Annotated in this window: 24 protein-coding genes and 2 pseudogenes; 10 read left to right on the top strand and 16 right to left on the bottom strand. The window is 69.9% G+C overall.

The window, feature by feature from the left end; genetic code table 11:
• Positions 1-332: 332 nt before the first annotated feature.
• Entirely contained in the window at positions 333-488 is a 156-nt protein-coding gene (locus ACFWVP_RS19850) for a hypothetical protein (RefSeq protein ID WP_384498278.1), read from the top strand.
• Positions 427-694 (top strand): annotated as a pseudogene (locus ACFWVP_RS19845) (ATP-binding protein); the annotation flags it as partial. The gene ACFWVP_RS19850 and the pseudogene ACFWVP_RS19845, both read left to right, overlap by 62 nt.
• 303 nt (positions 695-997) lie before the next feature.
• On the opposite strand, the gene ACFWVP_RS19840 reads toward ACFWVP_RS19845, so the two are convergent.
• The 5 genes from ACFWVP_RS19840 to ACFWVP_RS19820 form a co-directional block, all read right to left on the bottom strand.
• Positions 998-1246 carry a replication-relaxation family protein gene (locus ACFWVP_RS19840; protein WP_384498387.1) on the bottom strand — a complete coding sequence of 83 codons (249 nt, stop codon included), beginning with the start codon at positions 1244-1246 and terminating at the stop codon, positions 998-1000.
• A gap of 150 nt (positions 1247-1396) precedes the next feature.
• The gene (locus ACFWVP_RS19835) at positions 1397-1993 is read right to left on the bottom strand and encodes a hypothetical protein (RefSeq protein WP_384498385.1); all 597 of its coding nucleotides are present in this window, start codon (positions 1991-1993) and stop codon (positions 1397-1399) included.
• Positions 1994-2774: 781 nt separating this feature from the next.
• Positions 2775-3755, bottom strand: a complete 981-nt coding sequence (locus ACFWVP_RS19830; protein ID WP_384498276.1) for an anti-sigma factor RsbA family regulatory protein — start codon at positions 3753-3755, stop codon at positions 2775-2777.
• Positions 3752-4564 carry an MEDS domain-containing protein gene (locus ACFWVP_RS19825; RefSeq protein ID WP_384498274.1) on the bottom strand — a complete coding sequence of 271 codons (813 nt, stop codon included), beginning with the start codon at positions 4562-4564 and terminating at the stop codon, positions 3752-3754. The genes ACFWVP_RS19830 and ACFWVP_RS19825 overlap by 4 nt, the downstream gene beginning before the upstream one ends.
• A 1380-nt stretch (positions 4565-5944) precedes the next feature.
• Positions 5945-6145, bottom strand: a complete 201-nt coding sequence (locus ACFWVP_RS19820; RefSeq protein ID WP_384498272.1) for a hypothetical protein — start codon at positions 6143-6145, stop codon at positions 5945-5947.
• A gap of 771 nt (positions 6146-6916) precedes the next feature.
• Between ACFWVP_RS19820 and ACFWVP_RS19815 the strand changes: the two genes are divergently transcribed.
• Together ACFWVP_RS19815 and ACFWVP_RS19810 are read left to right on the top strand one after the other, a co-directional pair.
• Positions 6917-7339 carry a hypothetical protein gene (locus ACFWVP_RS19815; RefSeq protein WP_384498269.1) on the top strand — a complete coding sequence of 141 codons (423 nt, stop codon included), beginning with the start codon at positions 6917-6919 and terminating at the stop codon, positions 7337-7339.
• A 104-nt stretch (positions 7340-7443) separates the two neighbouring features.
• Complete coding sequence (locus tag ACFWVP_RS19810) at positions 7444-9744, top strand: tetratricopeptide repeat protein (RefSeq protein ID WP_384498268.1); 2301 nt, start codon at positions 7444-7446, stop codon at positions 9742-9744.
• Positions 9745-10123: 379 nt separating this feature from the next.
• Here ACFWVP_RS19810 and ACFWVP_RS19805 read toward each other — a convergent pair whose 3' ends face one another.
• Both ACFWVP_RS19805 and ACFWVP_RS19800 read right to left on the bottom strand, forming a co-directional pair.
• On the bottom strand, positions 10124-10531 hold the full coding sequence (locus ACFWVP_RS19805) for a hypothetical protein (RefSeq protein ID WP_384498266.1): 408 nt from the start codon (positions 10529-10531) through the stop codon (positions 10124-10126).
• A gap of 299 nt (positions 10532-10830) precedes the next feature.
• Entirely contained in the window at positions 10831-11304 is a 474-nt protein-coding gene (locus tag ACFWVP_RS19800; protein WP_384498264.1) for a winged helix-turn-helix transcriptional regulator, read from the bottom strand.
• A gap of 101 nt (positions 11305-11405) precedes the next feature.
• On the opposite strand from ACFWVP_RS19800, the gene ACFWVP_RS19795 reads away from it, so the two are divergent.
• On the top strand, positions 11406-11897 hold the full coding sequence (locus ACFWVP_RS19795; protein ID WP_384498262.1) for a PaaI family thioesterase: 492 nt from the start codon (positions 11406-11408) through the stop codon (positions 11895-11897).
• A gap of 57 nt (positions 11898-11954) precedes the next feature.
• Here the strand turns inward: ACFWVP_RS19795 and ACFWVP_RS19790 are convergent, their stop codons facing one another.
• The 3 genes from ACFWVP_RS19790 to ACFWVP_RS19780 form a co-directional block, all read right to left on the bottom strand.
• Complete coding sequence (locus tag ACFWVP_RS19790; RefSeq protein WP_384498260.1) at positions 11955-12866, bottom strand: alpha/beta hydrolase fold domain-containing protein; 912 nt, start codon at positions 12864-12866, stop codon at positions 11955-11957.
• Positions 12867-12926: 60 nt separating this feature from the next.
• A complete protein-coding gene (lpdA, locus tag ACFWVP_RS19785) occupies positions 12927-14330 on the bottom strand; it encodes a dihydrolipoyl dehydrogenase (RefSeq protein WP_384498259.1) in 1404 nt (467 codons plus the stop codon).
• A gap of 89 nt (positions 14331-14419) precedes the next feature.
• Entirely contained in the window at positions 14420-15505 is a 1086-nt protein-coding gene (locus ACFWVP_RS19780) for an alkene reductase (RefSeq protein ID WP_384498257.1), read from the bottom strand.
• A 180-nt stretch (positions 15506-15685) separates the two neighbouring features.
• On the opposite strand from ACFWVP_RS19780, the gene ACFWVP_RS19775 reads away from it, so the two are divergent.
• A complete protein-coding gene (locus tag ACFWVP_RS19775) occupies positions 15686-16288 on the top strand; it encodes a TetR/AcrR family transcriptional regulator (RefSeq protein ID WP_384498255.1) in 603 nt (200 codons plus the stop codon).
• Positions 16289-16460: 172 nt separating this feature from the next.
• On the opposite strand, the gene ACFWVP_RS19770 is transcribed toward ACFWVP_RS19775, so the two are convergent.
• Positions 16461-17021 (bottom strand): TetR/AcrR family transcriptional regulator, encoded by a 561-nt coding sequence (locus ACFWVP_RS19770; protein WP_384498253.1) that lies wholly within the window; start codon positions 17019-17021, stop codon positions 16461-16463.
• A gap of 115 nt (positions 17022-17136) precedes the next feature.
• On the opposite strand from ACFWVP_RS19770, the gene ACFWVP_RS19765 reads away from it, so the two are divergent.
• The 4 genes from ACFWVP_RS19765 (at position 17137) to ACFWVP_RS19750 (ending at position 21037) form a co-directional block, all read left to right on the top strand.
• Positions 17137-17829 (top strand): SDR family oxidoreductase, encoded by a 693-nt coding sequence (locus ACFWVP_RS19765; protein WP_384498251.1) that lies wholly within the window; start codon positions 17137-17139, stop codon positions 17827-17829.
• A 48-nt stretch (positions 17830-17877) separates the two neighbouring features.
• The gene (locus tag ACFWVP_RS19760; protein ID WP_384498249.1) at positions 17878-18933 is read left to right on the top strand and encodes an aldo/keto reductase; all 1056 of its coding nucleotides are present in this window, start codon (positions 17878-17880) and stop codon (positions 18931-18933) included.
• 135 nt (positions 18934-19068) lie between these two features.
• Entirely contained in the window at positions 19069-20073 is a 1005-nt protein-coding gene (locus tag ACFWVP_RS19755) for an NADP-dependent oxidoreductase (protein ID WP_384498247.1), read from the top strand.
• A gap of 94 nt (positions 20074-20167) precedes the next feature.
• A complete protein-coding gene (locus tag ACFWVP_RS19750; protein ID WP_384498245.1) occupies positions 20168-21037 on the top strand; it encodes an alpha/beta fold hydrolase in 870 nt (289 codons plus the stop codon).
• A gap of 240 nt (positions 21038-21277) precedes the next feature.
• Here the strand turns inward: ACFWVP_RS19750 and ACFWVP_RS19745 are convergent, their stop codons facing one another.
• The 5 genes and pseudogenes from ACFWVP_RS19745 to ACFWVP_RS19725 all read right to left on the bottom strand — a co-directional run bounded on the left by ACFWVP_RS19745 (position 21278) and on the right by ACFWVP_RS19725 (position 26391).
• Positions 21278-21946 carry a hypothetical protein gene (locus tag ACFWVP_RS19745; protein WP_384498243.1) on the bottom strand — a complete coding sequence of 223 codons (669 nt, stop codon included), beginning with the start codon at positions 21944-21946 and terminating at the stop codon, positions 21278-21280.
• Between the two features lie 50 nt (positions 21947-21996).
• Positions 21997-23031: a hypothetical protein gene (locus ACFWVP_RS19740; RefSeq protein WP_384498241.1), complete on the bottom strand. Its 1035-nt coding sequence runs from the start codon at positions 23029-23031 to the stop codon at positions 21997-21999.
• Positions 23032-23069: 38 nt separating this feature from the next.
• A pseudogene (locus ACFWVP_RS19735) lies at positions 23070-23285 on the bottom strand (ML domain-containing protein); the annotation flags it as partial.
• A 1010-nt stretch (positions 23286-24295) separates the two neighbouring features.
• Positions 24296-25222 carry a hypothetical protein gene (locus ACFWVP_RS19730; protein WP_384498239.1) on the bottom strand — a complete coding sequence of 309 codons (927 nt, stop codon included), beginning with the start codon at positions 25220-25222 and terminating at the stop codon, positions 24296-24298.
• A 551-nt stretch (positions 25223-25773) separates the two neighbouring features.
• Positions 25774-26391: a hypothetical protein gene (locus ACFWVP_RS19725; protein ID WP_384498237.1), complete on the bottom strand. Its 618-nt coding sequence runs from the start codon at positions 26389-26391 to the stop codon at positions 25774-25776.
• Positions 26392-26607: the final 216 nt, after the last annotated feature.

The raw sequence follows: 26607 nt of genomic DNA, 5'->3' as shown, positions 1-26607 counted from the left end.
GCGGTGGCCCCTGATCACTGCGGGCCACCCGGTCCGGGGTCAGTCCCGTCGCCGTCCTGCAACCGCTCTGGCTTCGAAACTCCACCACCGCACCGACCTGCACTTACGTGTACTGCTTCCCGGCAGTTCATCTCTGCCGGGCCTGCTCGATCTCTTGGCTACGGACAAGACACTAACCCCAGCACGACCCGGATGTCTACCCCCGTCATGACAGGTTTTCTGTGAGGACTGACAGTGATGTCATGCGGTGTGCAGCACCTGGAAACTGCGCTGGGGCATATCCGCCGGGAGGTGTGGAGGGCGACCCGAGCGGGCAGTAGGGGCGTACGCGTATGAACAGCACGATGATCTGCACCACCCCGACGCCCTCCGTACCGACCGTGGTCAGGGGCGACAGCGCGGCCGGCATCGGCCAGGCCCGCCAGGCCGCCCGCGCCTTCAGCGCCCGCCTCATCCCGGGTCCTGGTGGTCTCCGAGCTCGTCACTAACGCCCTGCGGCACGGCGGCGGCCTTCAGCCTCCGACTGAACCCCCACCCCGACGCGATCGAAGTCGCCGTCGACGACACCAGCCCACGGCTGCCGCGCATGCGCACCCCCGACCTGACCGGATTCGTCGGCGGCTTCGGCTGGTCCATGGCCAACCACCTCGCCCGCACCACCGCGATCACCCACCGGACAGCCGGCGGCAAAACCGGCACCTGCACCTGCAGAACTGACATCACGATGCCGAACTCCTGCCGACAAAAATGCGCAGCAGAGCACGGTTGTCACCCGCCCTGCTCCCGCCGTCCGTTGATGAGCGCGGCCAGGCGCAGGGGCTAGTCGTTGGTGGCGGTGTGCCAGATCGAGTTGAGGGGCCGTGGATCTGGAGGTTTGGGGGGGTGGTGATGCCGACGGCGAGTTCGCGGCGGTGGATGCTGCGCAGGGTGCGGATGCCTGCGAGGGTGTCGGCGGTCCGGTTGTCCAGGGTGGTCTTCTCCTTGTCGGCCAGGACGATCAGCAGGGGTGAAAAAATCCTCTCTGCTCCGGCCCTCGGGTAGCGGGTGAACCAGTCCGGCAGACCGGTCGGGCCCGCGCCGGCTGCGCGTACGGGGCGCGGCCCGGCGGGGCGTGGGTGTAGTGGCGGTAGCGGTCGTAGGCGGCGACCTTGTTGATGAGCTTGCCCGGCGACATGGTGGCGCGGTCCAGCTCAACGAAGACGTGCGGCAGGTTCTGGACGGGCAGGTGCAGCACGGCGTCCTCAATGAGCAGGCAGCCGCGCTCACGACAGCCAACCCGCCCAGCCCCAGCCGTTGAACGGCAGCCACGTGGTCACCTCATGACAGCAGACCAGCCCACGCCCACACCGCATGACCAGCCCATCGATAACCGAACACTGCTGACGCACAACCGCTGCTACCAACACGCCCACTCACATCTACGCCCGCGACATGGACGAGGACCGCGTCGCGCGGCTGGAGAAGCTCGGCATGATCTGGTCGCACTTCGACGTCGCGTGGGAGTAGAGCCTGTCCGCCGCGCGCGGGTGGGCCGCCGAACACGGACACCTCCTGGCCTCGCTGGACGCCACCTTCCAGGGCGCGAAGGTAGGCGTCTTCCTGAAGAGCGCGGGCCGCCGCCCGGAAGGCCGCGGAGATCGAGCAGCGGCGTGCGGAGGGGCTGCCGGTGGAGTCGTCGGCCGTGGCTTCCCCGAAGACGGCGTTCAAGGCCGGCGCGCTCGGACGCCGCGTGATGGTTACCGGTGTTGACTTCGTCTTCCGACCGCCGGCTTCGATCCGGTCCGCGTCCGGGTGGCGGCCCCGCTCGCCGATACAGGTTCCGCAGCTGGCTCTCGGTGACTTCCTCACCAAGCGCGAGTCCAAGCGCGGCAAGTCCCCGGCCCATCCAACGTCCGGCCGGGACCCCGGCCCGCTCCTGGGCGGCGCGCAGCGGCGTGCGGGCCGGGCGGCGGCCGTCGCCGACAACGGTCTGGCGCAGGTAGTAGCGGTACATCTGACCGGCCCGGACAACCCTGATATCCACTGTCATAAAGGCCACGCCACACGGCCCTGACCTGCAAGAAAATGTCGATCAGCAGCACGTCCCGCCAGGCGGGAGCAGCGGCCGAACCCTCTTCACCGGGGCTCGTGAGGCGGGAAGCGGCCCCGGGCCTGACACGAATGTCATCGCCGGACGGACGGCAGCTCTGCACGCGGACCTTCTCGATTTGGGCCGGCGCGTCGATGGTATGGCAGTGCGCCTCGATCACACGGCGGCAACCCTCGGGCGGCGTCCGGCGCTCCACCGGCACGACGACTGCGACCGGCACGGGGGCTGGGGACGGCAGCGTGCGGTGCGACTTCCTCCACCGGCCGCCCAACCAGATCCCCCTGCAACTCGGGCGGCTGATGCCGGAAGACAACGACCTCACCCGCCGGGCGCTGAGCGCTGTGGCGGCCCGCCAGCATGACCGCCGTCCAGGGCCTGATCCTCGGGCGCCCGCGTTTGAAGATCGCGGGTTGGGGAGGCCGACGGTGACGCGGCGGGTGCGGCGGATCATCTCGAGGTCGCGGCCGAATGCGGCAGGGCTGCCGAGCAGGTGATGGAGGCGGCCCTGCGGGCAGCCGGACCGCGGGAGTGCCCGAGGTACGCGGCCAGGGCGTGCGCGATCATGCCTCGACGTCTGCCTGGAGGGACCCGCCGGCTCGTCCCCGGTCTGCCGGTGCGTCGAGCTGTCGCAGCGCCTGGGCTCGTGGGCGCGAGCTCAGTGTCGACGATGTCACCGGTGGCCGCTTTACGGCGCGATGTCCATGTGGAGGCGGACGGTAGTACCCCGGTCGGGTGCGGAGCGGATCTGGACCAGGTCACAGAGCTGGTGGGCGAGCCACAGGCCGCGGCCGCCGATCTGATCCACGGGCGGGCGGATGCGGCCGGCCATCACGTCCGGGATGTAGCCCGCGTCGCGGAACTCGCAGACGAACTCCGTCTCCTGGGCCCAGGTGCGCATGGTGCCGCTGCCTCCGCCGTGGCGGATGCTGTTGGTCGCGATCTCGGTGACGGCCACCGCCAGTTTCGCCTGCTGCTGCTCGGGGACGCCCGCGTCGGCGGCGCACTGGGAGACCTTGGCGCGGATCGCGGCAAGGTCGCCGTCCGTGTAACTGATCTCCTGGTACGGGTCGCACGGAGCGAGCAGGGCCTCGAAGGGATACACCCTGTCGTTGAGGTGGTCCGTGTTGGGCATGTACTGCCCGTCCTGGCGGATCAGGGGGTGGCAGCGGGACACTGCCCGCAGGGCGTTCTGGTCCTGGTCCGCGTCGTCGTAGGGGCAAAGCATCGAGTACGCAGAGCTCTGGGCGAAGGCCTGGTTCATGAGCCACTCGTGGTAGCGCAGCTCCTCCAGGTGGCCGGCGCTTCGCGTCCGGCGCCAGGCGCTTTCACCGATGCCGCGTACGGGCCTGCCTCCGTCGCCTTGCTGCGCCAGCCAGGCCGTCCAGGCGCCGATGAGACGTCCCGGGTTGGGGCCGGCGGTCGCGGGGTCGACGAAGGTAACGGCGGGTTCGTCGGCCAGTTCGTTTTGGAGGAGTGACGTCTTGTCCGGCGGCACCGCGACGACGACGGCTTCGTCGGCCTCCAGTGCTTCGTGGATGAAGCCCAGTGTCCCGGTCAGGAACTGTTCCTCTCCGCGGTAGGGGTACAGCTCGTGGTGGAATCCGGCCGGGGCCTGGCCGGGCGGTTCCGGGGCGCCGGACGGCTTGGAGGGCAGGGCCGTGCTCATGCGGCCATCACCACCGGCAGATCTGCACCGGCGTAACCCGCCAGTTCCCAGACCAGGCGTACGGTCTCGTTGGCACCCTGGATGACGATCCGGCGGCCGGGCCGGTGGCGGGCCGCGTCGAGGAGGGCGTGCATGCCGGCGGCGTCGATCATCTCCAGACGGTCGAAGCGCAGTGTCACCGTGCTGGTACCGCGTACGGCTGCGCGTGCGGCGGCGTTGAACGCGGGCGCGCCCTCCGAGTCGATCACTCCGTCCACACTCCACATGTCGCTACCCGTGCAGTACATCCGGAACGCCGGACGCTGTGCACGTGTGCCCATCTCGTGCGGGTGCACACTCGTCACATGTTCCAGGGTAAACCCGTTCCATTCGGACGGCCGGAAGGCGCACACCACCATGGCACCGCTCTCGGCGGCGAACTCGTCCAGCTTCAGCTCCTGAGCCAGCAGTTCCTCCGTGGCCCCCGGCGCCGTGACGGGCTTCCGCTCGGTCAACACGCGTACCGCCCGAAAGCCCTCCCGTGCAGCGGTGCGCGCTTCGCGGCGCACCGCTGCCAGCACCCCGTCGCCATCCGTGGACGGCGGAAGGTCGAGGACCACCGTTCCCGGGGGCCGCAGGCCCTCGTCGAAAGAGGCGGAGGAAGACGGGTCTCCGGAGGCTACGATCACGATCTTGTCGCCGTACAAGGCGCCATCGGCCACGTAGGGCCAGGCGTCCTCGTGCAGAACCCCAGGTGCCTGCAGGCGCCAGCAGACATGGTCGCCGAGCTCGACCTCATCCAGCGTGGCCAGTGCCCGCGCCGCTCTCATCCCCGCCCCCCTTCCTGTTCCCGCCACACGCTCCTACCAGCCTACTGACCGGCCGGGACAGTAAGAAGCCGACCTGATGCACGCCTGACCAATCGCGCGCCCTGCGACGGAGCGGAGGACGGTGCCCGGTTACCTCGACCCGTCGTCGCAGGTGGCAAATCTGTCCTGCCAGTGCGAGCTGGCCAAGCTGACACTCACCGCCGAAAAGATTGTAAGACCCAAGATGTCCTCGGCAAGAGCGCTGGCCGCCGTACCGGTCCCTGGCAGCCTGCACGCAGCGACCGGAAGGCCCCTCCGTCGCGGAGGGGCTGTCCGGCGTCCGGTCCGGCGGGCGAAGGGCGACTTGGTGCGTCCACCCAGTGATCCCTTCCAAGGGACCGCGACCGCTGGCTCTTCCTCGCGCCGGCGGTGTGCTGATGGGCCCGGTGCGAAGGCCCCTCTCGTTGACGGCTAGGCCAGGGCCCTCCGGAAGATCACCAAGTCGTCCCCCGCGGTCCAGTAGTCCGTACCCGGGCTTCCTGGTCGCAACCGATGCGGTCCGCGTGCGGGTGCCGGCCCTGCTCGCCGACGAGGTGCCGAAGCTGGCTCTCGGCGACTTCCTCACCCGGCGCGAGTCCGAGCGTGGAAGGCCGCTGTCCGGCCGGGACACCGGCCTGCTCCTGGGCGGCGCGCAGCAGCGTGCGCGCTGGTGCCGGCCCCGCGAGCGCACCGATCGCAGCGGTGACGGCTCAGCCGAATTGTCCCGCCCTCGATGGCCGTCTCCGGGCGAGCGGTTATCGGCGTGCGGCCACGAGCACCGCGACGAGGGTGGTTATGGGGCGCCAGGCAGAAGATGCGACGTCGCGCAGCAAGATCCTTTTCCCCACGGCTCCCCGAGCAGAGGATGGGGCTGGCGACTGCCGGCGCCACTCGCTGGGCACACGAGCAGATGGCCGTTCACCGGCCGTCATGGTCACGGCTCGGCCGAGGCGCCGTTGCATTCCGGGGGGTGTTCAGTTCGCCCGGGTGAAGGCGCGGGGTGCGGTTCCGTCGGGTGCGGCCATTTCCACGTGCACGCTCCCGTTGTCAGGGCGGGTCATGGTGCGGCTCGGGGTCTGTGTACAGAAGCCTTCGGGTTCGGACGCGGTAACGGTCTCCGGGCCGAAGGCCAGCGTGTTCGCCGGCTGAGGCGAGGACGGAGAAGCCCTCGCAGTGGTGGGCGTCTCCGTCCCACGTGAACTCGGCGCGTGCCGTGCCGGGAACACCCTGGCGGATGGTCATGCGGACCGAGGATGTGGGGTCGTTCCCGGCCTGGGCCCACACCCACGTAGGAAGCGGGCACGGCGCTCCGAGCGGAGGCTGCACCGTGCAGGGGGACGGTGATCCCGTCCGACTTCCAGGTCAGGCTGCGTCACCGTCGCGCCGCAGGGCCATGTCGTCGGCCGGTGTGCAGAGATGAGTGGGGGTACCGGACGTCGGTCTGGGTGTGATGACGAGCAGGGTGCCCGTGGAACGGAGGGCTCCCTCGGCCTGGCACAGGGAGGTCCGCGACAGGGTGATGACGTCGGCGGTCTTCGTGCCTACGGTTCCCTTGCGGACCACGATCCTGCGAAGTGAGGGAGCGTGTTCGCCGGGTTCGGTGAATTCGCCTTCCCAGGTGCCGGCGTAATGGTCGGGAATGGAGGAGGTGCTGCGGGTTCGGGCAGGTGCAGGCGAGGGGGAAAGGCCTGCCGAGGGGGTCGGTGGAGGTGTCGCGGTAGCGGTGGGCTCAGACTCGGGGCCAAGGACGAGCGGGGTGTCGCATCCACAGGCTCGGGGCCCTTTTCCTGGGCGGCTTGGGGGACTCGTGGTTGCGCATGACGAGCGTGGTGACGACGACGGCTCCCGAGACCACCGCGGTGAGCGCGACGGGGGCCGCCGTCGCGCCGAGGGCGGTCCGCCACCGCGGCGACCGGCCCCCGGCTTGTGGCCCGCCGAAAGGCTCGGGCGAAACGGTAGGGGGCAGAGCGACCACGGGTGCGGAACTTGCCTCGACCCCGTACAGGACCGTGCCGACGCCCGCGGTCCGGGCGCTGAGGATGCGGGCAGCGGTGTGCTGCTCGGCCAGCGGTTCCAGTACGCGCTAACTGGCCCCCCTATCTAATGTCTTTCAAAATCGCTCCAGACCCCCACACACCGGGCGGGGGAAAACACGCCCCCCACCCCCCACACACAAACGACGCCCCCACCAGGTCCGTGAGACCCGCCCCATCGACGCCGCGCCGGCGTCCGCTGGTCGCACCGCACCGCGCGACTTCCGACCAGCGCCCGCAGCGGTATCGTCAAGAACCCGTTCTGACGGGGCATCGGACACAACCATGGGGGGGCAGAACCGTGGCAGTTTCAGGGGCGTCGCGCGTCGCCGTACGGGTCGTCGCTGTGGTGGCAGGCGTGGTATCGGCGGGGCTCATCGTGGCGCTCGTGGTGAACCCGGACATGGCCGACCGGACCGCCAGCGTCACCGGCGCCATCGTCGGCCTCGCCGCCTTCGTCCTCGCCGTCATCACCCTCGTCCGCAGCACCGGCACCAGCGGCGGTGGGCGCCGGGTTCGCAGCGGGCGGGGCGGGATCGCCGCCGGCGGCAACATCACCGGCAACGCCATCGGAGGCCGGTCGAAAGTCGTCGGCCCCCCGACACCGAATGCACCGGCCCCCGCAAGGGGCCAGGATGCGGACGTACGCGCCGGAAGGGACGGCCTCGCCGCCGGTGGCGACGTCCGCGACAACGCGCTCGGCGACGACAGCGAACGCCGATGACCCCCCGATGGCCACACCCCCGCAACGGCGACGAAGCGACCGAGACTGCACCATCGCCCGACACGGTTGCCGAGGCCCGGCGGAAGCCCGAGCAGCACGTGCGGGTGACGGCACGCAGTGGAGGCACCGCGGTGGGAGGCGACGCCTCTCACAACGCGTTCGGGCCGGGCAGTCAGATCGTCGACAACCGGCAGACCCACATCCACCACACTCCGCGCGAGGTGACGTGGCCGCTCGAAATCGGTGCCGTTCCCAGCCTCGCCAGTGCGTTCCAACCGCGTTCCGCGCTCCGGGAGCGGGTGGACGCGGCGCGGGCGCAGGGGGCCTCGGCGGTGCTGACGCAGGTGCTGTCCGGCGGCGGGGGTGTCGGCAAGTCGCAGCTCGCCGCAGCGTATGCGACAGACGCTCTCCAGGATGGGACCGATCTCGTCCTGTGGGCGCCCGCCGTGGAAGTCCAGCAGGTCGTCACCCTCTTCGCCCAAGCCGCCGTCATCGTCGCCGCACCCGGTGCCACGGGCGACGATCCGGAGCAGGACGCGCGGGCGTTGCTGTCGTGGCTGGCTACGACGGACCGGCGGTGGCTGGTCGTCCTGGACGACATCACCGACCCCACCGGGATGGGCCCGTGGTGGCCGGCCAGCCGGACCGGCACCGGGTGGGTGCTGGCCACCACCCGGCTCCATGACGCGACCCTCACCGGCAGCGGCCGCCGACGGGTTCGGGTCGACGTCTACACACCCGACGAAGCGGCCGCCTATCTCCGCACCCGGCTGGCCGAGGACGATGCCGGGCACCTCCTCGACGACACCGTCGACGACCTGGCCGCAGCGCTCGGACATCTGCCGCTGGCGCTCGGGCACGCCGCCGCCTACATGCTCAACCAAGACCTCACCAGCGAGCAGTACCTGGCCCTCTTCCACAACCGCCGCCTGGAACACGTCCTCCCGGAGACGGCCGACGCCGAAGGTTACGGGCGGCAGATCGCCACCACCCTGCTGCTCTCCCTCGACGCCGCACAGCTCACCGAACCCGTCGGCCTCGCCCACCCCGCGCTTCAGCTCGCCGCGCACCTCGATCCCGCCGGACACCCCCACGCCCTCTGGCGCACCCCCGCCGTCCTGGCCCACCTCACCGAACACCGGGCCCTCGGCCCGGACCTGGATGAGGGCGCACCGGACGTCACCGTCGAAGAGGTCGAGGCGGTGCTGCGGGTCCTGCACCGGTACGCGCTGATCAACAGCGACCGACGCCACGAACCCCGCGCTGTACGCGTGCACGCACTCACCGCCCGCGCCACCCGCGAAGCCACCCCCACCGGAACACTCCCCTCGCTCGCTCAGGCGGCCGCAGACGCCCTCCTGCATCTCTGGCCCGACCCCGACCTGGCCCACCCCACCTTGGCCGCCGCTCTGCGCTCCAACACCGACAGCCTCCACCTGCACACGGGCAACCACCTCTGGCACCCGAACGGCCACCGGGTCCTCTACCGGACCGGGAACAGCCTGCTCGATGCCGGCTTCGCGTCAGCAGCCGTCGCGCACTGGGAAACGCTCAGCGCCCTCAGCCAACAGATCCTCGGACCCGAAGACACCGAAACCCTGGCCATCCGCAACAGTCTCGGCACCGCCTACGTACAGGCCGCTCGCAGCGCCGAGGCCGTCACCCTCCTCGAAGCCGTCGTTGCCGGCCGAAAGCACATCCTCGGACCCGACTGCCCGGACACCCTCACCAGCCGCAACACCCTTGGTCTCGCCTACTGGCAGGCCGGGCGCACCAACGACGCCGTCACCCTTCAAGAAGCCGTCCTCGCCGACCAGGAACGCATCCTCGGTTCCCAGAACGCCGAGAGCCTCGCCACCCGCAACAACCTCGCCCACTCCTACTGGCAGGCCGGACGCACCAACGACGCCATCATCCTCCAGGAAGCCGTCCTCGCCGACCAGGAACGCATCCTCGGAACCGAACATCGCCACACCCTCACCGCCCGCAACAACCTCGCCAACTCCTATTGGCAGGCCGGACGCACCAACGAGGCCATCACCCTTCTCGAAGCCGTCATCGCCGACCGCGAGCGCGTCCTTGGAACTGGACACCCCGACACCCTCACCGCCCGCGACAACCTCGGCACCGCCTACTGGCAGGCCGGACGCACCAACGAGGCCATCACCCTTCAAGAAGCCGTCGTCTACGACCTCGAGCGCATCCTGGGACGCGAACACGCCCACACCCTCACCGCTCGCAACAACCTCGCCGCCACCTACTGGCAAGCGGGACGCACTAGCGACGCCGTCACCCTCCTCGAAGCCGTCGTCACCGACCGGGAACGCATCCTCGGACCCAACCACCCCGCCACCCTCGGCGCCCGCGACAACCTCGCCGTGGTGTACCGGGAGGTGGGGTCGTAGCGGCGCGGTCTACTTCCTCACGTGCCGTTTCGGCGGTCCGTGAAGGGGCGGGACGTCCGTGGTGGGGCGTTCAGGCGGAGCCGTTCGTGCGGATGGGGTGACGCCGCCCCCGTGGTCCTGTGAGGTGTCCGCACTGACCTTCGCGACCAGGAGCGGGGCGACGGGGACCGGTTCCACGGGTGTGCGGCTGTTCCATGACGCGGTGAAGCGGACGCCCGTCCACGGGTGGTCCGGACCGGCTGGTGTGAGGTGTTCGGCGACGTCGCGCGGCGCCCCTGTTTCAGCGGGACCGCCTTCCTCACCAGGCGGAGCCGGCCAGCCATGTCGTAGCGCCCCAGCAGCACCCGGGGGCGATGCTGTGAGCCGGTGACGGCCCCGATCAGTGCCTCGATGGACTCCCTGCGGCGGAACTTGGTCCAGCCCCGCACGCCCGGCCGGTATCGGTCCATGAGGCTCTTGGCAACGACGCCTTCGACACCTGGCACGTCGGTCCACTCATGCAGCCACTCCCCCGCCACCGCCCGGTCCCCGTGGTCGACGGGCACAGCGTCCACGGCGGCCCGACCCGGTGGTCGGCGAACAATGCTTCCAGGACCTCACGACGGCGCTCGAACGGGGCGTTCAGGAGTTCGTCGCCGTCGGTCTGCAGGACGTCGAACGCGGAAGCACACGGGTTCGTGGATTCTTGGAGGCGTACGAGTGCGAACCCGACCGCTAAGGGCTGATCTGCCCTTCCTCTCGTCTGGTTCCCGTCCCGACGGGAGGAGTCGCCCTCCGGCGACGACACTGCCGCTCGGGGATGACAATGTCGCGCGAGGTCGTACGGAGGCGCGGTTGCCGGGGCAGGACACGGTGCTGACAGCGCGAGACCCCTGGCGAAGAGGCGCCCGGGTGTAGGTTTCGGAGCTGCCCGCTGCTGCGTTGTCTGGTGTCAGGAGATGCGGCAGATTTCGCAGGCGTGTTTGGAAGTACGCTCGCCCGTTCAACGAACTTTCCGTCGCAATCACCCGCTTGAAAGCGGCCGGCGTCTCCAGTGCCAGTGCATTGCGCCATCACCCGGCTGCCCGCCCCGCCCGGGCTAACAGCTCACGAGAGACGTCGCACGCCTGACCCCAGTCGGACGGTGACATCCTTGGAAGTCAGGGGGGCGTGCTCCGCGGAGCACTGGACGGTGACACGGACCGGGGCTCCGCAGTCGGTGTGGGTCACGTCCAGGACGGGGCCGGGGCTCTCGGGGCCGACGGCGTGGGTCTCGCCCCACTGGCTGAGCGCCACCAGGACTGGCCACAGGTCCCATCCTTTGCGAGTCAGGTGGTACTCGTTACGGGAGCGGCGGCCTGGCTCCCGGTAGGCGACAGCCTTCAACACGCCGGCTGAGGTCAGCTTCCGCAGGCGGTCGCTGAGGACGGCCTCCGAGAGGCCGATGTGACGGTGGAAGCTGTCGAAGCGGCGCACCCCGTTGACGGCGTCGCGCAGGATCAGCAGCGTCCATTTCTCCCCGACCACCTCCAGCGCGCGCTGGACCGGGCAGTTCTCGGTGCTCACCTCAAGCCACTCCATCCGGTCATCGTAGAGCCCCTGGCTTCGTCATTGACAGTCAGACGAGGGCGCAGCTAGCTTCACTTGTGAAAGTCAGATGATCAGAAGGAAGGCGCTGGGCTGTGGGGCGAACACGTACGTACCGCTGGGACGATCCGGCGGTCCCGGCGCAGGCCGCTGCGGGCATGGCCGGTCTTGATTTTCTGCGCGAGGTGCAGGCGGGGCGGCTTGCCGGGGCGCCGGTCGGCCGGACCCTCGACTTCGCCTTGGACGAGGTGGAGCACGGCAGGGCGGTGTTCTCCCTGGTGCCGGGCGAGGAGCACTACAACCCGATCGGGAGCATGCACGGTGGCGTCTTCGCCACGCTGCTCGACTCAGCGGCGGGCTGCGCCGTCCAGTCCACGCTTCCGCAGGGGATGGCCTACACGTCGCTCGATCTGACGGTGAAGTTCCTGCGGCCTGTCACCGTGGACACCGGCCGGGTGCGCGCCGTCGGCACGGTGCTCAATGCTGGTCGCCGAACCGCGCTCGCCCAGGCCCAGTTGGTCGACGCGGCGGACCGCCTGCTCGCGCACGCCACCAGTAGCTGCCTGCTCTTCCCCGTGCCCGTATGACGTTCTGAGACACCGCGGTGCCAGGGCGGTCTTTCGAGCGCCGCTCTGGGGCTGGGTTCAGGCGCCGAGGTGCTGGCGCAGCCACTGGCCCATCTGCTGGATGGCCTGGTCGGTCTCGGGTACGCGTCCGGCGCTGAGGATGAAGGAGTGCTGGCCTTCGGGCAGCGGGTGGACCTCGGAGGGGATCTTGAATTCGGCGAGGCGGCGGCCGAGCGCGGCGCCGTCGTCGGCGAGGGTCTCGTACTCGCCGTAGTGGACGGTGGTGGGCGGCAGGCCGGTCAGGTCGGCGTTCACGAGGCTGATCTGCGGGTCGGCGAAGTCCACGGCGGGGTTCTGGAGCCAGGCTGACCGGAAGAGTTCGAGCGTGGCCCTGCTGAGCATCCGGTCGTTGCTCTCGTTCGCGTCCACCGCCGGGAACTGCATGGTGAGGTCGGTCCACGGTGAGACGCTGACGATCGCGCCCGGGGTCGCCTCACCCTTCGCGAGCAGGCGCAGCGGGAGCAGCACGGCGAGGGTGCCGCCGATGGAGTGGCCGGTGCTGCCGATGTTCTTCGGCTCGTAGCCCTGGGAGAGCAGCCAGCGGTAGGCGGTCTCGGCGTCGTCGAGCTGGGCAGGGTACGGGTGCTCGGGGGCCAGGCGGAAGTCCACGACCAGTGAGCGCACGCCGGCGGCCTTGGCGATGTGGCCGGCGGCCTTGCGGTCGGAGTACATGGAGGCGGTGACGGATCCGCCGAAGTGGAAGTGGAGCAGCGCCTTGTCGGGGTCGGCGCCCTCGGGGATGGCCCACAGGGCGGGGACGCCGCCCGCGTCGACCTCGGCGTAGCTGACGCCTTCGGGTTCGGTCGAGGCGCGCTGGTAGGAGTCGATGATGTCGCGGACCACGGCGAGGTCGAGGCCGGGTACGCCCGACTTCGCGCTCGTGCGGGCCTGGAACTCCGCGAACTCGTGCTGCTGTTGGCTGATTGCCATGGTGGTTTTCCTTGCTTTGATCGGGTGGAGGCTGGCTGTTCGGCCGGCCGGCCGGGGGGGTCAGAGGTTGATCATGTGGCCGGTGAGGCCGTGGAACGCTTCCTGGAGTGCTTCGCCGAGGGTGGGGTGGGTGTGGACGTTGCGGGCGAGTTCGGTGGCGGTCAGGTCCCACTTCTGCGCGAGGGTGAGCTCGGGGAGGAGTTCGGCGACGTCGGCGCCGATCATGTGTCCGCCGAGGAGTTCGCCGTGCGTGGCGTCGGCTACGAGCTTGACGAAGCCGAGCGGTTCGCCGAGGCCGTGGGCTTTGCCGTTGGCGGTGAAGGGGAACTTGGCGACGAGTACGTCGTGGCCTTCGTCGCTGGCCTGTTGCTCGGTGAGCCCGAACGAGGCGACCTGGGGCTGGCTGAAGGTCGCGCGGGGCATCATCCGGTAGTCGCCGAGCGGCATGGTCTCGGCCCCGGCGAGGATCTCGGCGGCGACGACGCCCTGGGCCTCGGCGACGTGGGCGAGCTGGAGCTTGGCGGTGACGTCGCCGATCGCGTACAGGTGCGGAACCGAGGTCCGCATGTGTTCGTCGATGGCGATGGCGCCGCGTTCGGTGAGGGTGACGCCGGTGTTCTCCAGGCCGTATCCGGTGGTGCGCGGTGCGAAGCCGACGGACATGAGGACCTTGTCGGTACGGATCTCCGTCTGTTTGCCGTCGGCCGTGGTGTAGGTGACGGTGACGGAGGTTCCCTCGTCCTTGACGGTCTCGACCTTGGTGGAGGTCAGGAGGGTGACGCCGAGCTTCTTGTACTGGCGGGTGATCTCGCTGGACACCTCGGCGTCCTCGTTGGGCAGGGCGCGGTCGAGGAATTCGAGGATCGTGACCTCGACGCCGTAGTTGCGCAGTATGTAGGCGAACTCCATGCCGATCGCTCCGGCGCCGACGATGACAATGGAGGCGGGCAGCTCGCGCGAGAAAATCTGCGTTTCGTAGGTGACGACGTTCTCGCTGAGTTCGACGCCGGGCAGCAGCTTGACGGTGGAGCCGGTGGCGATGATGGCGTCGTCGAAGGTGACCTTCTGCGTGCCGCCGGCGGTGAGGGCGACGTCGAGGGTGCGGGCGTCGGTGAAGGTGCCGTGGCCGTCGATCTCGGTGATGGCGTTCTTCTTCATGAGGAAGTGCACGCCTTTGACCCGGCCGTCGGCGACCTGGCGGCTGCGGTCGTAGGCGGCGCCGTAGTCGAAGCTCACGTCGCCCGAGATGCCGAACTGCTTGGCCTGGTGGTGGAAGATGTGGGCGAGTTCGGCGTTGCGCAACAGCGCCTTGGAGGGGATGCAGCCGACGTTCAGGCAGACGCCTCCCCAGTACTGCTTCTCGATGACGGCGACACTCTTGCCCAGCTGGGCCGCGCGGATCGCGGCGACGTACCCGCCGGGTCCCGCACCGAGGACGACGACGTCGAAGTGCGTGCTGCTCACGGAGAATCCTTCCTGCTCTCGCTGTCCGACTTGTCCATCGTCCTGCCGGGCGCGCCGGGGCGCCCGGCAGGACGGTTCACGGGTAGAGGTCAGGCATGCGTCCCGGCGAGGGTCGGGTAGTCGGTGTATCCGGCCTCGCCGCCGCCGTACAGGGTGGCCGGGTCGATCTCGTTGAGCGGGGCGTCGGTGCGCAGGCGCTCGACGATGTCGGGGTTGGCGAGCGCGAAGCGGCCCAGCGGGGCGATGTCGGCCAGGCCCGCGTCGATGTCGTCGGCGATCTGCTCGCGGGTGCGGCCGTAGCGGACCACGAGCAGGGCGGTCGGCCACACCTCGCGCAAGGAGCGCAGCAGTTCGTCGTCGCCGACGTGGTGGACGTGCAGGTAGGCGAGGTTCAGCGGGGCCAGCTCGCCGACCAGGTGGCGGTACTGGGCGCGGACGGCCTCGGTGTCGCCCTCGTCGATCCCGCCCAGCGGCATGGAGGGGGACAGACGGATACCGACCCGGTCCGCGCCGATCTCCTCGGCCACCGCCCGGGCGACCTCGACGACGAGGCGGGAGCGGTTCTCGACCGAGCCGCCGTAGGTGTCGGTGCGATGGTTGGCGTTCGGGGAGAGGAACTGGTGCAGCAGGTAGCCGTTCGCTCCGTGGATCTCCACCCCGTCCGCGCCGGCGGCTATCGCGGAGGCGGCGGCATGCCGGAAGTCCGCGATCGTGGTCTGGATGTCCTGACCGCTCAGCTCACGCGGCACCGGGGTCTTCTTCGGGCCGGTCGCGGTGAACATGTCCTGGTCTGCGGAGATCGCGGAGGGGGCGACCGGCTGCCGGTGGTGCGGGGTGTTGTCCGGGTGGGACATGCGCCCGACGTGCATCAACTGGATGAACAGTGCCCCGCCGCCCGCGTGCACGGCGTCGGCGACCTCGCGCCAGCCTGCGATCTGCTCGGGGGTGTGGATGCCTGGCGTGTTCGGGTAGCCCTGTCCGTCGGCCGAGGGCTGCGTGCCCTCGGTGATGACCAGCCCGAGGGAGGCGCGCTGACCGTAGTAGGTGGCTGCAAGCGGGCCGGGCGTGCCGTCGGCGTTCGCCCGGCTGCGGGTCAGCGGCGCCATGGCGAGGCGGTGCGGGAGCTCGACACGGCCGAGCTTGAAGGGCTGCCAAAGGGAGGAAGAGGTCTTCATGGGGTGCGTGGTCCTTAAGGTCGAGCGTTGGATCGGGCGCCGGTCGCCGGTGTCGCTGTGGATCAAGGGGGACCAGGCGTCGTCGTGGGACGATGGCGGAAAGCCGCATCTGATTCCCATCAGTAACGACTATACTCATAACTGAGTTCAGTCAGAATAAATTCCTGAAAGGTGCCCCTCATGCCACGCGCTTCCCAGCCGGCAGGTCGGCGCGAGCGGAACAAGCAGCTCAAGCTCGACCGCATCACCGCCGCGGCCCACGAGCTGTTCGCCGAACACGGCATCGACGAGGTCACCACCCAGCAGATCGCCGACAAGGCCGACATCGGCACCGGCACGCTCTTCCTCTACGCCAAGACCAAGGGCGAGCTCCTCCTGCTCGTCCAGAACTCCCTCTACGCCGAAGCCCTCGAACGAGGCAGGGCCGACGCCGAGAACACCCCGGACACACTGGACGCCGTGATGGCGATCGTCCGGCCGGTCGTCGAATGCAACCGGACCCAGGTCGACAACGGGCGCGTCTACCTGCGCGAGATGGTCTTCGGCGACCCCACCGAGCCCCACCACCACGAGGCCCTCACCATCACCGGGCAGACCGAGCAGGCCGTGGCCGCCGTGCTGTGCCGGGACGCACAGGTCGGCGAGGCGGACGCGGCGACAACGGCGCGCGTCGTGTCCGCCGTGATGTTCCTCGCGATGGCAGCCAGCGTGAACGTCGCCGCGAGCGTCGACGAGATCCTGCGCGACATCCGTGAGCAGATCGCAGTCCTGCTGACACGTTGACGTCGACTGAGCAGCCCACGCTTCACGGGCATGCGGCCCGGAACCGACTCGCGCACGGCGGGACCGGCGCGCCGGGCGCCGGCGGCCTTCCCCCGACACCTCCGCCCGGCCGCGGACGCCTCGCCGCCCATGAGCGAGGTCGATGTGCGCCGCGCCCGCACCGCGCCCTTGATCAGCCTGCTTCCGTCAATTCCGCGTGCGCGGCGGCGAGGATCTCCTCGGAGAGCGGGGAGCCGTTGGTGGCCCGGGACAGGACCAGCGCGCCGAACAGGGTGCAGAGGCGGACGATGCCGTCCTGGTCGTCGGTGGCGAGGAAGTCGGCGAAGTCCGCCACCCCCTCGGTGTAGACGCGACGCGCCTCCTGCCCCCCGCCCTCGCGCGCGATGTCGGTGGCGAGTGCTGCGACCGGGCAGCCGTCCGCCGGGCCGTCACGGTGCTCGACGGAGAGGTAGGTGTCGACCAGCGCCTGCTGGGCGGCCTCGCGCCGCCCATCGTGCCGCTCCAGCCCGGCGCTGTAGCGCCGGGCGAGCTCGGCGAAGGCGTGGGCGGTGGCCTCGTCGACGAGCGCCTCCTTGGAGTCGAACTGCTTGTAGAAGGCACCGTGGGTCAGGCCGGCCGCCTTCATCAGGTCGGCGACGCTGACCTGCGTGCCCTGCTCCCGGAACAGGCGGGACGCGGTGTCCACCACCCGCCTGCGATTCTCCTCCGCCTGTGCCCGCGATACGCGGCCCATGACCACCTCCCGTTTGGATGTCGACTGGCATCTATCATAGACCCGTGTTTAGATTGGATACATAATCTAATTAGTCGCGGGCGGCCGACGGCACCCGCCAGGACCAGGAGCAGGCATGGAACTCAAGAACGCGGTCGCAGTCGTCACCGGTGCGAACCGGGGGCTCGGGCGGCACCTGGCCACCCAGCTCGTCGAGCGCGGCGCGAAGGTGTACGGCGCGGCCCGACGCCCCGGGACGGTTGACGTGCCGGGCGTCATCCCGCTGCGGCTGGACGTCACGGACGAGGCGTCGATACGGGAGGCCGCCCGCGTGGCGTCCGACGCGACACTGCTCATCAACAACGCGGGCATCTCCACCGGCGCGACACTGATAGGAGGCGAGGTGGCTGAGGTGCGCCGGGAGATGGAGACCAACTTCTTCGGCCCGCTCGCCGCGACCCGGGCCTTCGCCCCCGTCATCGAGGGCAACGGCGGCGGCGCCGTACTCAACGTCCTGTCCGCCCTGTCCTGGTTCCACCCGGCCGGCCTCGGCTCCTACGCGGCCTCCAAGGCCGCCGCCTGGGCGCTGAGCGACGCGACCCGTGAGGAGCTGGCACCGCGCGGGATCACCGTCTCGGCGCTGCACGTCGGCTACATGGACACCGACATGGCCGCCGGCGTGCCCGCCGATCAGAAGGTCGACGCCGCCGACGTCGCGACCCAGGCCCTGGGCGGCATCGAGACCGGCCTGCCCGAGATCCTCGCCGACGAGACCAGCCGGAGCGTCAAGCAGAGCCTGTCCGGGGCACCCCAGTTGAACGCAGGCTGACGCTCACCCCGGGCGCGACCACCTCCACACCTCAGACAGGGACGTCTCATGCGTTACACGACCTTCGGCCACCGGACCGGACTGCGCGTCTCCGAGTACGCGCTCGGCACCGCGAACTTCGGCACCGGCTGGGGCGCCGGCGCCGAGCCGGAAGAGGTACGCCGGATCTTCGACCGGTTCGCCGAGGCCGGCGGCACCTTCCTCGACAGCGCGGACGGCTACCAGTTCGGTGAGTCGGAGGAGCTGACCGGAAAGCTGATCTCGGCCGACCGTGACCACTTCGTACTGGCCACGAAGTTCGCCCTCGGAGCCGCCCCGCAGCCGGACATCTCCAGGACCGGCAACAGCCGCAAGAACATGGTCGCCTCGGTCGAGGCCAGCTTGAAGCGCCTGGGCACCGACTACATCGACCTGCTGTGGGTGCACTTCCCCGACGAGCTCACTCCGATGGAGGAGCTCCTGCGCGGGCTCGACGACCTGGTGAGCGCCGGCAAGATCCACCACGCCGCGCTGTCGAACTTCCCCGCCTGGCGCGTCTCGCGCGCGGTAACCCTCGCCGATCTGAGGAACCAGGCGCCGATCGTGGGCATTCAGCACGAGTACAGCCTCGTCGAGCGCACCGCCGACCGTGAGCTGCTGCCCATGGCCGAGAGCCTGGGCCTTGGTGCCGCCCTGTGGTCCCCGCTCGGTGGTGGGCTGCTCACCGGCAAGTATCGCGGCTCCGCCGAGGGGCGCCTGAGCGACCTGGGCATGGTCATCCACACCGAGAGCACCGGCCAGAAGACCGCCGCCGTCGACACCGTCCTGGCCATCGCCGAGGAGACCGGCGTGGCGCCCGCCCAGGTGGCGGTGGCCTGGGTGCGCGAGCGCGCCACCCGCTCGGCGGCCACGCTCGTCCCGATCATCGGCCCGCGCAACCTCTCCCAGCTCGACAGCTACCTCGGCGCCCTCGATGTCCAGCTGACCGACGAGCAGTACACCCGCCTCACCGATGTCAGCGCGGTGCCGCTCGGCGCACCCCACGACGGGATCGCCGCTTCCCTGGACCGCCTCCAGGGAGGCGCCGCCGACCGGATCATCGCCCCGGTCGTCCCGGTGGCCTGATCGCCGGACGCGGCCGAGGAGACAGTGCGCCCGCGCCACACCCATAGAGACAACACAAACTAGTTCGTACTGGGGGAATCCCGAACCGAACGAGGACCCTCGTCCTCAGGGACGGGACACGGAACGGAGACGACGATGAGGGCTTTCATGGTCGAGAAGTACGGTGACCAGGCCGGGATGCGCGCCGCCGAGGTACCCGACCCGCAAGTAGGTGCCGACGACGTCCTGGTCAAGATCCACGCGGCGGGTGTCAACCCACTGGACATCAGGATCCGCAACGGCGACTTCAAGACGTTCCTGCCCTACCGTCTCCCGCTCGTCCTGGGCAACGACCTCGCCGGAACGGTCCTCCGGGTCGGCCCGTCCGTCACCCGCTTCGCGGTGGGCGACGAGGTCTACGCCCGGCCCGACAAGGATCGTATCGGCACCTTCGCCGAACTCATCGCCGTTCACCAGGACGACCTGGCACCGAAACCCGCCACGCTCACCATGACCGAGGCCGCCTCCCTTCCTCTGGTCGCTCTGACCGCATGGCAGGCACTGGTCGAGCGGGCACGTGTGCGGCCGGGCCAGAAGGTCCTCATCCACGCGGGCACCGGCGGCCTCGGCTCCGTCGCCGTCCAACTGGCCAAGGCGCTGGGCGCGCACGTGGCCACCACCGTGAGCACCACCAAGGCCGACCTGGCCAAGGACCTCGGCGCGGACGTCGTCGTCGACTACCGCACGCAGGACTTCGAAGAGGTCCTCGACGGCTACGACGTCGTCCTCGACAGCCTCGGCGGCGAGAACCTCGCCAAATCCCTGCGCGTGCTCAGGCCCGGCGGCACGGCCATCAGCGTCGCGGGCCCGCCCGACCCGGCCTTCGCCCGTGAACTCGGCCTGAACCCGGTCCTCCGCCTGGCCATGACCGCCCTCAGCTTCAAGACCCGGCGCAGCGCGAAGCGCCACGGTGTGACGTACTCGTTCCTGTTCATGAAGGCCAGTGGCGACCAACTGCGCGAACTCAGCCCTCTCATCGACACCGGGAAGATCCGCCCCGTCGTCGACCGCGTCTTCCCGTTCGACGAAACCCTCCAAGCCATGGAGTACGTCGAAAAGGGCCGGGCAAAGGCCGGAAAAGTCGTCGTCACCATGACGTGAGCGCGGAAACGAGCCCAGCCGGACGCCGAGGCAGCCCGTCACAACGAAGCCCAACCCCACACCCCCGTCCCTCACCGCACACCAGGACCCAGCTATGAGCGCATCGTCCAGCTCTCCCACACCCACCCCGTCGTCGTACAAAAACGCGCCGACCCGCTCCGTGTCCGTGCAGGGCGTCAACTTCGCCTACCGGCAGCTCGGCCCGGACGACGGCGTACCGCTGATCCTGCTCAACCACCTGTCCGCGGTCCTGGACAACTGGGATCCACGGGTCGTCGACGGACTGGCGGCCCGACGCCGCGTGATCACCTACGACAACCGCGGCGTCGGCGCGTCCGGTGGCTCCACACCCGACACCATCGAGGCGATGGCCCGTGACACCGTGCTGTTCATCCGGGCACTCGGGTTGGACCATGTCGACCTGCTCGGCCTGTCGATGGGCGGCTTCATCGCCCAGGTCATCGCGGCAGAGGAACCCGACCTCGTGCGCAAAGTCATCCTCGCGGGCACCGGCCCCGCAGGCGGACCCGGCATCGACAGGGTCACGTCCGTCACCGTCCAGGACATGCTGAAGGCGACGCTGCGGCGCAAGGACCCGAAGCGCTACCTCTTCTTCACCCAGACCGAGGGCGGACAACGGGCGGCGCGCGAATTCCTGGCGCGGCTGAAGGAGCGCACGGACGACCGCGACAAGGTGATCTCGGTGCCGTCGTTCCGCGCCCAGCTGAAGGCCATCAAACGCTGGGGCCGCACGGCACCGCAGGACCTGTCTCGCATCCAGCAGCCGGTCCTGGTGGCCAACGGCGAGAGCGACCGGATGGTCCCGAGCGTCAACACCATCGACCTGGCGGCCCGACTGCCCCGAGGCGAACTCGTCCCTCTCTACCCCGACGCCGGACACGGCGGGATCTTCCAGCACCACGACAAATTCGTCCCGCGGGCGCTCGCATTCCTGGAACCGTAGCCAGCAGTCAGACAGGGCCCAAGGCCCCTACCTCGCACCCAGCGAGACCGGCACCAGAAGACCCGTCCTCCCACATTGCCACCATGAACAGCGACCCCAGCTTCGGTCAGCTGTTCATTCGGTGCTTCGCCCGCGCCCCGCGCCTGCGCCCGCGTCCTCGGCCCGGCCGGCACCACTCGAGGCGGTTCCTCTGCTGGTGGCTGGTATTCATGAAGCTGGGTGGCGCCGCGTGATGCTTCGTCAGCGGATCAGGGGCAGTGCCTTATCGGGGTGGGCGGTGTGGACGTAGCGGACAGCGGTTCCGGGATGGATGCCGAACAGGTGCACCAGATGTACTGGGTCTGCGGTCTGCCGAGCCTCGTCCAGTACGCGGTCGCTCCGCATCTGGCGCGGGGTGATTCCGGTGCGGTCGAACGCGCGGCGCAGTGCGCAGTAGCTGACGGGCGGAAGGGCGGGGTGGTGTGCAGAGTGCCTGGTCACCAGCAGGTACGGGTTGGGGGATGCGGGCCACTGGTCGTGCCGTCGCAGGAGCCGGTTGTCCAGGAGGCGGTGGGTCAGCGAGTCGAGGTAGACCGTGTGCGGCTGGCCGCGCAGGTGGATTTTGAGGGTTCCGCGGGCAAGGTCGAGGGCTGTCAGAGGCAGTTGAGCGACGTCGGTGACCTTGATGGCGTGGACGGCGACCAGGCCCACGGCCAGACACCCCATCGCACTGTCGACCAGGTCCAGCAGGCCGCGCAGCCGGTCGCTGGGCAGTGGTTCGGGAAGTCGTACGGGGGTGGTGAGGGAGAGCCCTGCGAGCGGGTTGGTGAAGGCGGTGCGTTCCTGCTTGAGGGCGCGGAATACGCGGAGCAGAACGTGGTGGACGCCGCGGGCCTGGGGTCCCTGACGGTCACCGAGGGCGGAGGTCACGTGCGCGGTGGTGACCTGCCGCAGGTCCAGTCCCTCCTTGCTCCAGAGAGTCAGGACGGGGAGAACGACGTGCAGGTCGCCTGATGCGTGTAGTCGGCGGGCGGGTGGCGGCGGCCCTCTCCGCGGCGGACAGCGACCCAGGTCCGCACCTGAACAGCCATGGAGTCGGAAAGCTGTCGGAGCTTGGCCTCGACGGCCTGACGGTGCCAGGCGTCTGTGTGGGCAGTGTCCAGGCGGGCCAGTGACGGGCTGGTGGGCGTGATGCGGTCGGGGGCGAGCAGGCGGCGCTCATGGAGGAAGAACACGATCCGGTGCAGGGAAACGTTCGGCTCCAGCACCGCGAGCGCGCGCACGTCCCGCTCGGAGACGGGCTCCTCCACGCCGGTGTAGGCCAGGAGGCTGCGCGAGCAACCGGATGGAGTGGGCGTGGTTCGCCTGCCCGCCAGCTGTTGCGGGAAGGCAGAGGGCGAACTGTTCCAGCAGTGCCCTTGCTTCGGTGCTGAGCGGGGCAGCAGGTGGTCTGGCACAGAGTGAACGGCCAGCCAGTCACGCGAAACTGAAAGCAGAGCGGTCTGCCCCGGGACAGCCGGATCACAGGCAGCCAGTGGAACGGCGGTGTCGTGCTCCTGGGAAGGCACTGCGCACGGCTGTTTCCCTTCGCCCACCACCCGGTGGGCCAGCACCCCGGCAAAAGTGAGCTGAGTGAACTCAGCTAATGGCTGGCCCACGTTCCGCACGAACGTCAGACAACCCCGGCACAGGCCCGTCCTCGCGTGCGGAGGAAAACCGTCGCGTACGCAGCGGGTACAGCGGCCCAATCGAAGATTCTCACGGTAGTGCCAGTTCAGGCACCCGGTGCACAGACGGGTGGTGATGCCCCAGCTGCCGCAGTCCGCGCAGCCCGTCACGGTGCCGCCGGGTACTCCGATCCGGTGCGGACGCATCTGGTCTGTGAGCTGCACCGGCCCCCGCCACAGGCCCGCGTGCTCCAGGACCTCCAGTGCTGCAGCCGCACCGAACTGCATGCCGCGGCCCTGTTCGAGGATCTCGCGCGAGACCTTCCCCTCGCCCTCAGCATCTCGCACGGCCAGTTCGCCAGCTTCCGGGAGAGCTCAAGGGTGAACGGGCCGGTCTGCGTGGGCACCGTGTCGCCCCACTCCGCGAGGAGTTCCGACAGTAGCTGCTGCCTGTGAAGGACCTTGATCAGTCCGAGCTTCACCGTGACGTCGACATAGGTTCCGGCATCGGGAACCACACTGAGCTGCCCGGTGACCTTGATCAGCAGGTCCTTCTCGAGTCCCGGCGGGTCCGGAACCACCTCGACGCTGTCGATACGGAAAACATCGTCCGGTGTCCCTCGGTCCTCTTAGTCCCAGCCAGCCATGCGCACATCCTTGGAATGAGGCCACCGCTTACCGGTGGCGGACCTGCACACGATCGCCGAACACCGCCCAGAGACACCGGCGGAACCCCTCAGGGTTCACCCCATCAGGCGTTATCCACCCCCTGCCTGTTTGGACCACCAACGAGCCGAACGCGGGAAGTCCCAGTCCGGAGCAGGGAATGGGGGGCGGCAACGACGGCCGGTCGAAGAGAGCGGGTGGGGCGATGCCCGTGCAGTTCGAAGAATCCGTCGGAGCCGGGCTGGACGCCAAGGAGGGTTGCGCGATCGCGGGCGGCTGCGCGTCGCTGAGGGGACGGGGTATCCGCCCTTGGAGTCGTTGTAGCCGTTCTGCAGGTGGATCCTGTCGCCTTACTTCAGCTCGTTCGCCATCGCGGCCACTCCCCATTTTTGATCTTCGGACAGCACAGTGCTGACACGCCGTTGCAGCCACCCCGCCCAACCGCACAGGCCGACTGCCGTCACCACGATCAAGGACAAACGAACCGGCGCCGCCCCGCCCCAAGGCAGTCACCACACCACCCACACCGGTCACAGCCCCGCACCGTGTTGACACCACCCACAGTGCACACCCCCGCAAGCAACGCGCGCCTGCCCGCTTGACCTCTCCGCTCCCCATTCCCCGGCCACTAGGAGCACCGCCAGGCCCTCACCGCGGGACCGGGGACGGCGCGCCTCCCGTGTGCCGGCGCGGTCGCCAACGACACGGGCCCGGAGCTGCACCGGCTGCTCCTGGACGTCGCCGCGCGCGTCTTCAACCCGGTCACCGCCGCGGACGACTGCGACGGGGAGCTGTGCGCGCACTCCTTCCTGGCAGCGGCATTCGGGCGACTGCTGCTGGAGCTCCTCTACCACGGCGTGGCGGGGCGGCGCGGGTACCGTCTTGCCTGTGACCCGCACGAGCTGCCTTTGCCCAGGCGACAGCGTGGGGCACTGGTCGTGGCAGGTCACGGTGTTCCGTTGGCCCCGTTCGCGCAAGGGCTGCCCAGGCCGAAGGTTCCGCCGGTTCCGCCGGCACCGCCGTGGAAGAGGATGCCCCCGGTGGCGTTGCCGCCGGCGCCGCCGTTGCCGCAGGAACCATCGGCGCCGGCACCCGACTTGGCGCCGCCGTTGCCCCCGTTGCCGCCGTTGCCGCCGAAGTTCAGGATGCCTCCCGAGCTCAAGCCTCCCGCCCCGCCGATGCCTGCGGCACCACCCGGGTGGGCGCCGCCGGGGCTGCCGTTGCCGCCGTTGCCGGCCTTACCGCCCTTGCCGCCGTTGCCGGAACTGTTGACGCCGCCGCGGCCACCGTTACCTCCCGCGCCGCCGCCGTGGCCGATGCCTCCGTTGCCCGCGTTGCCGCCCGCGCCCCCGTCTGATCCTCCGGCGCCGCCGATGCCGCCGCGGCCACCCGCGCCAGCGTTGGCGCCGGAGTTTCCGCCGGCGCCGCCGATGCCGCCCGCACCCGCGTGGGTGCCCGCTCCTCCTGCACCGCCTGCTCCGCCGGCACCGGTCAGGCCGCCGACGGCGCCGGTTCCGCCGTTGCCGCCCGCAGCGCCGTTGGGGCCGGCGTTGCCGCCGAGAGCACCCGCCCCGCCGGAACCGCTGCCGAGGCCAGCACCGCCGTTTCCGCCCGCACCGCCGGCACCGCCCAGGACACCGTTGCCGCCGGGACCCCCCGCACCGCCGGCACAGTCCCCGGTTCCGGTCGCGGGGCCGCCCGCGGTGCCGGGAAAGCCGTTGGGATGGGCGGAGTTGCCGTTGGCGCCTGCGACACCTGCGGTGCCGGCGGTGCAGGCCAGAGCGGAGGCCGCGGCGGGAGAGCCGAGCAGGAGTGCTGCGCCGGCAAAGAGTGTGGGCAGAGCGAGGAGAGCTGTGGTCTGGTTCCTGTTCATGACGGGGTTTCCTCAAGACTCAGGTGAAGCGCGGGTTCGTGCGGGTAACCACACCAGGCCGATGCAAAACCAAGCGGGGAATATCCGTTCCCGGAACGGATTTCCGTGCAACATGTCGGCAGGCGGTCGGCGAAATCCTGAACTGTTCCCAGCGGGGCAGGCATCTGCTGCTTGCTCTGGGCGGCCAGACCACGGCATTCAGCAGGTCTGCGAGCGTGGCAGCCTTCTCCGAACGGTGGAGGCGGCTCCCTCCCGGTCGTTTTCGAACCGGGGGAACCTGAATCGGACGGTCCGCCTACGAGGTGCTCGGCTCGGCGGTGGACGTGCAGGGCGTCGGTTCTTGCTGAGATTGCCGCTGTCCGACCTTGGGAGACGAAACTTCGCGGCACCCAGGCGTCTCGTCGTCAGGCACACCGTGGGGCGGCAAGCCTCCAAGCCGTCAGCCGGGAACCGCCCCGCCCCGCCCCTACAGCGTCTGTGGGGGCGGAACGGCACAGAGGTATGCGTGTCGTCCTACGGGAGCCGGCTCGGCGATCCCCGTGAGAGTCGGTTCAGCAGGGAAGGGTGGAGTTTCCGGCGGCGCCAGTGGCGCCGGTGGTGCCGTCGGCGTTGAGCGTGGCGGCGGTGCCGTTGCCGCCGGGTTTGCCCGGACACACCGGGCTCGCGGCGCCGCCCGCACCGCCCATTCCGCCCTTGTGGCCGCCTCCGACGGTGGAGGCTCCGCCGTTGCCGCCCTTGCCGCCGGCGATACCGGCGCCCGCGTTGCCCACGCCTCCCACACCGCCCTTGCCGCCGGTGCCACCGAGGGTCGCACCACCGCCGGAGCCACCGTTGCCGCCGTTACCGTTCGCGCCCCCGGCCCCTCCGGCGCCGCCCGCGCCGCCGACACTGGCGCTGCCGCTCGCGTGACCACCCGCGCCGCCGGTCCCTCCGTTGCCGTTCGCACCGGCAGCGCCACCGGTCCCGCCCAGCCCACCGATCCCGCCGCTGGTTCCCGTCCCGTTGGTGCCGTTAGCTCCGGGCAGGCCGAGAAGTTGGACGTTGCCGAGGGAGGAGGCGCCGTTCGCCCCGGTGAGAACCGCCGCGGAGGCGAGGGCGGGGGTGGCGCTGAGACCGGCCACGGCGATCGCGGCGACCAGAAGGGTCCGGGGAAGAGCATTCGTGCGCATGAAGCGCATGAGGAAGCCTCTCGAAGTGCGCGGCCGCAGATGCTCCACGGCCGACACCCCCAACCTACGCACCCCCACACCACCCCATACTCCACACAATGATCCAATAGCTCAAAACAGACCTTATGATCCAAATTTGGCTTTAACACCTACCAAGTCGGTGCAATCAGGTACCCGGACCGCGCCGGCCTCGGCCCGCGCGGTGGGCCCTCGGGG

The sequence above is a fragment of the Streptomyces sp. NPDC058637 genome (genome assembly GCF_042717325.1).
In the GTDB taxonomy this organism is placed as follows: domain Bacteria; phylum Actinomycetota; class Actinomycetes; order Streptomycetales; family Streptomycetaceae; genus Streptomyces.
Note: the sequence above shows the minus strand (reverse complement) of the source record. Positions and strands in the feature narration are given on the sequence as shown.

What these genes read in the sequence shown, in the direction of transcription:
- ACFWVP_RS19835 (WP_384498385.1), bottom strand. Translation starts at nt 1,993, where the DNA reads ATGTACCGCTACTACCTGCGCCAGACCGTTGTCGGCGACGGCCGCCGC.
- ACFWVP_RS19770 (WP_384498253.1), bottom strand. Translation starts at nt 17,021, where the DNA reads ATGGGCCGCGTATCGCGGGCACAGGCGGAGGAGAATCGCAGGCGGGTG.
- ACFWVP_RS19760 (WP_384498249.1), top strand. Translation starts at nt 17,878, where the DNA reads ATGCGTTACACGACCTTCGGCCACCGGACCGGACTGCGCGTCTCCGAG.
- ACFWVP_RS19775 (WP_384498255.1), top strand. Translation starts at nt 15,686, where the DNA reads ATGCCACGCGCTTCCCAGCCGGCAGGTCGGCGCGAGCGGAACAAGCAG.
- ACFWVP_RS19730 (WP_384498239.1), bottom strand. Translation starts at nt 25,222, where the DNA reads ATGAACAGGAACCAGACCACAGCTCTCCTCGCTCTGCCCACACTCTTT.
- ACFWVP_RS19755 (WP_384498247.1), top strand. Translation starts at nt 19,069, where the DNA reads ATGAGGGCTTTCATGGTCGAGAAGTACGGTGACCAGGCCGGGATGCGC.
- ACFWVP_RS19830 (WP_384498276.1), bottom strand. Translation starts at nt 3,755, where the DNA reads ATGAGCACGGCCCTGCCCTCCAAGCCGTCCGGCGCCCCGGAACCGCCC.
- ACFWVP_RS19790 (WP_384498260.1), bottom strand. Translation starts at nt 12,866, where the DNA reads ATGGCAATCAGCCAACAGCAGCACGAGTTCGCGGAGTTCCAGGCCCGC.
- ACFWVP_RS19750 (WP_384498245.1), top strand. Translation starts at nt 20,168, where the DNA reads ATGAGCGCATCGTCCAGCTCTCCCACACCCACCCCGTCGTCGTACAAA.
- ACFWVP_RS19800 (WP_384498264.1), bottom strand. Translation starts at nt 11,304, where the DNA reads ATGGAGTGGCTTGAGGTGAGCACCGAGAACTGCCCGGTCCAGCGCGCG.
- ACFWVP_RS19780 (WP_384498257.1), bottom strand. Translation starts at nt 15,505, where the DNA reads ATGAAGACCTCTTCCTCCCTTTGGCAGCCCTTCAAGCTCGGCCGTGTC.
- ACFWVP_RS19725 (WP_384498237.1), bottom strand. Translation starts at nt 26,391, where the DNA reads ATGCGCACGAATGCTCTTCCCCGGACCCTTCTGGTCGCCGCGATCGCC.
- ACFWVP_RS19850 (WP_384498278.1), top strand. Translation starts at nt 333, where the DNA reads ATGAACAGCACGATGATCTGCACCACCCCGACGCCCTCCGTACCGACC.
- ACFWVP_RS19765 (WP_384498251.1), top strand. Translation starts at nt 17,137, where the DNA reads ATGGAACTCAAGAACGCGGTCGCAGTCGTCACCGGTGCGAACCGGGGG.
- ACFWVP_RS19825 (WP_384498274.1), bottom strand. Translation starts at nt 4,564, where the DNA reads ATGAGAGCGGCGCGGGCACTGGCCACGCTGGATGAGGTCGAGCTCGGC.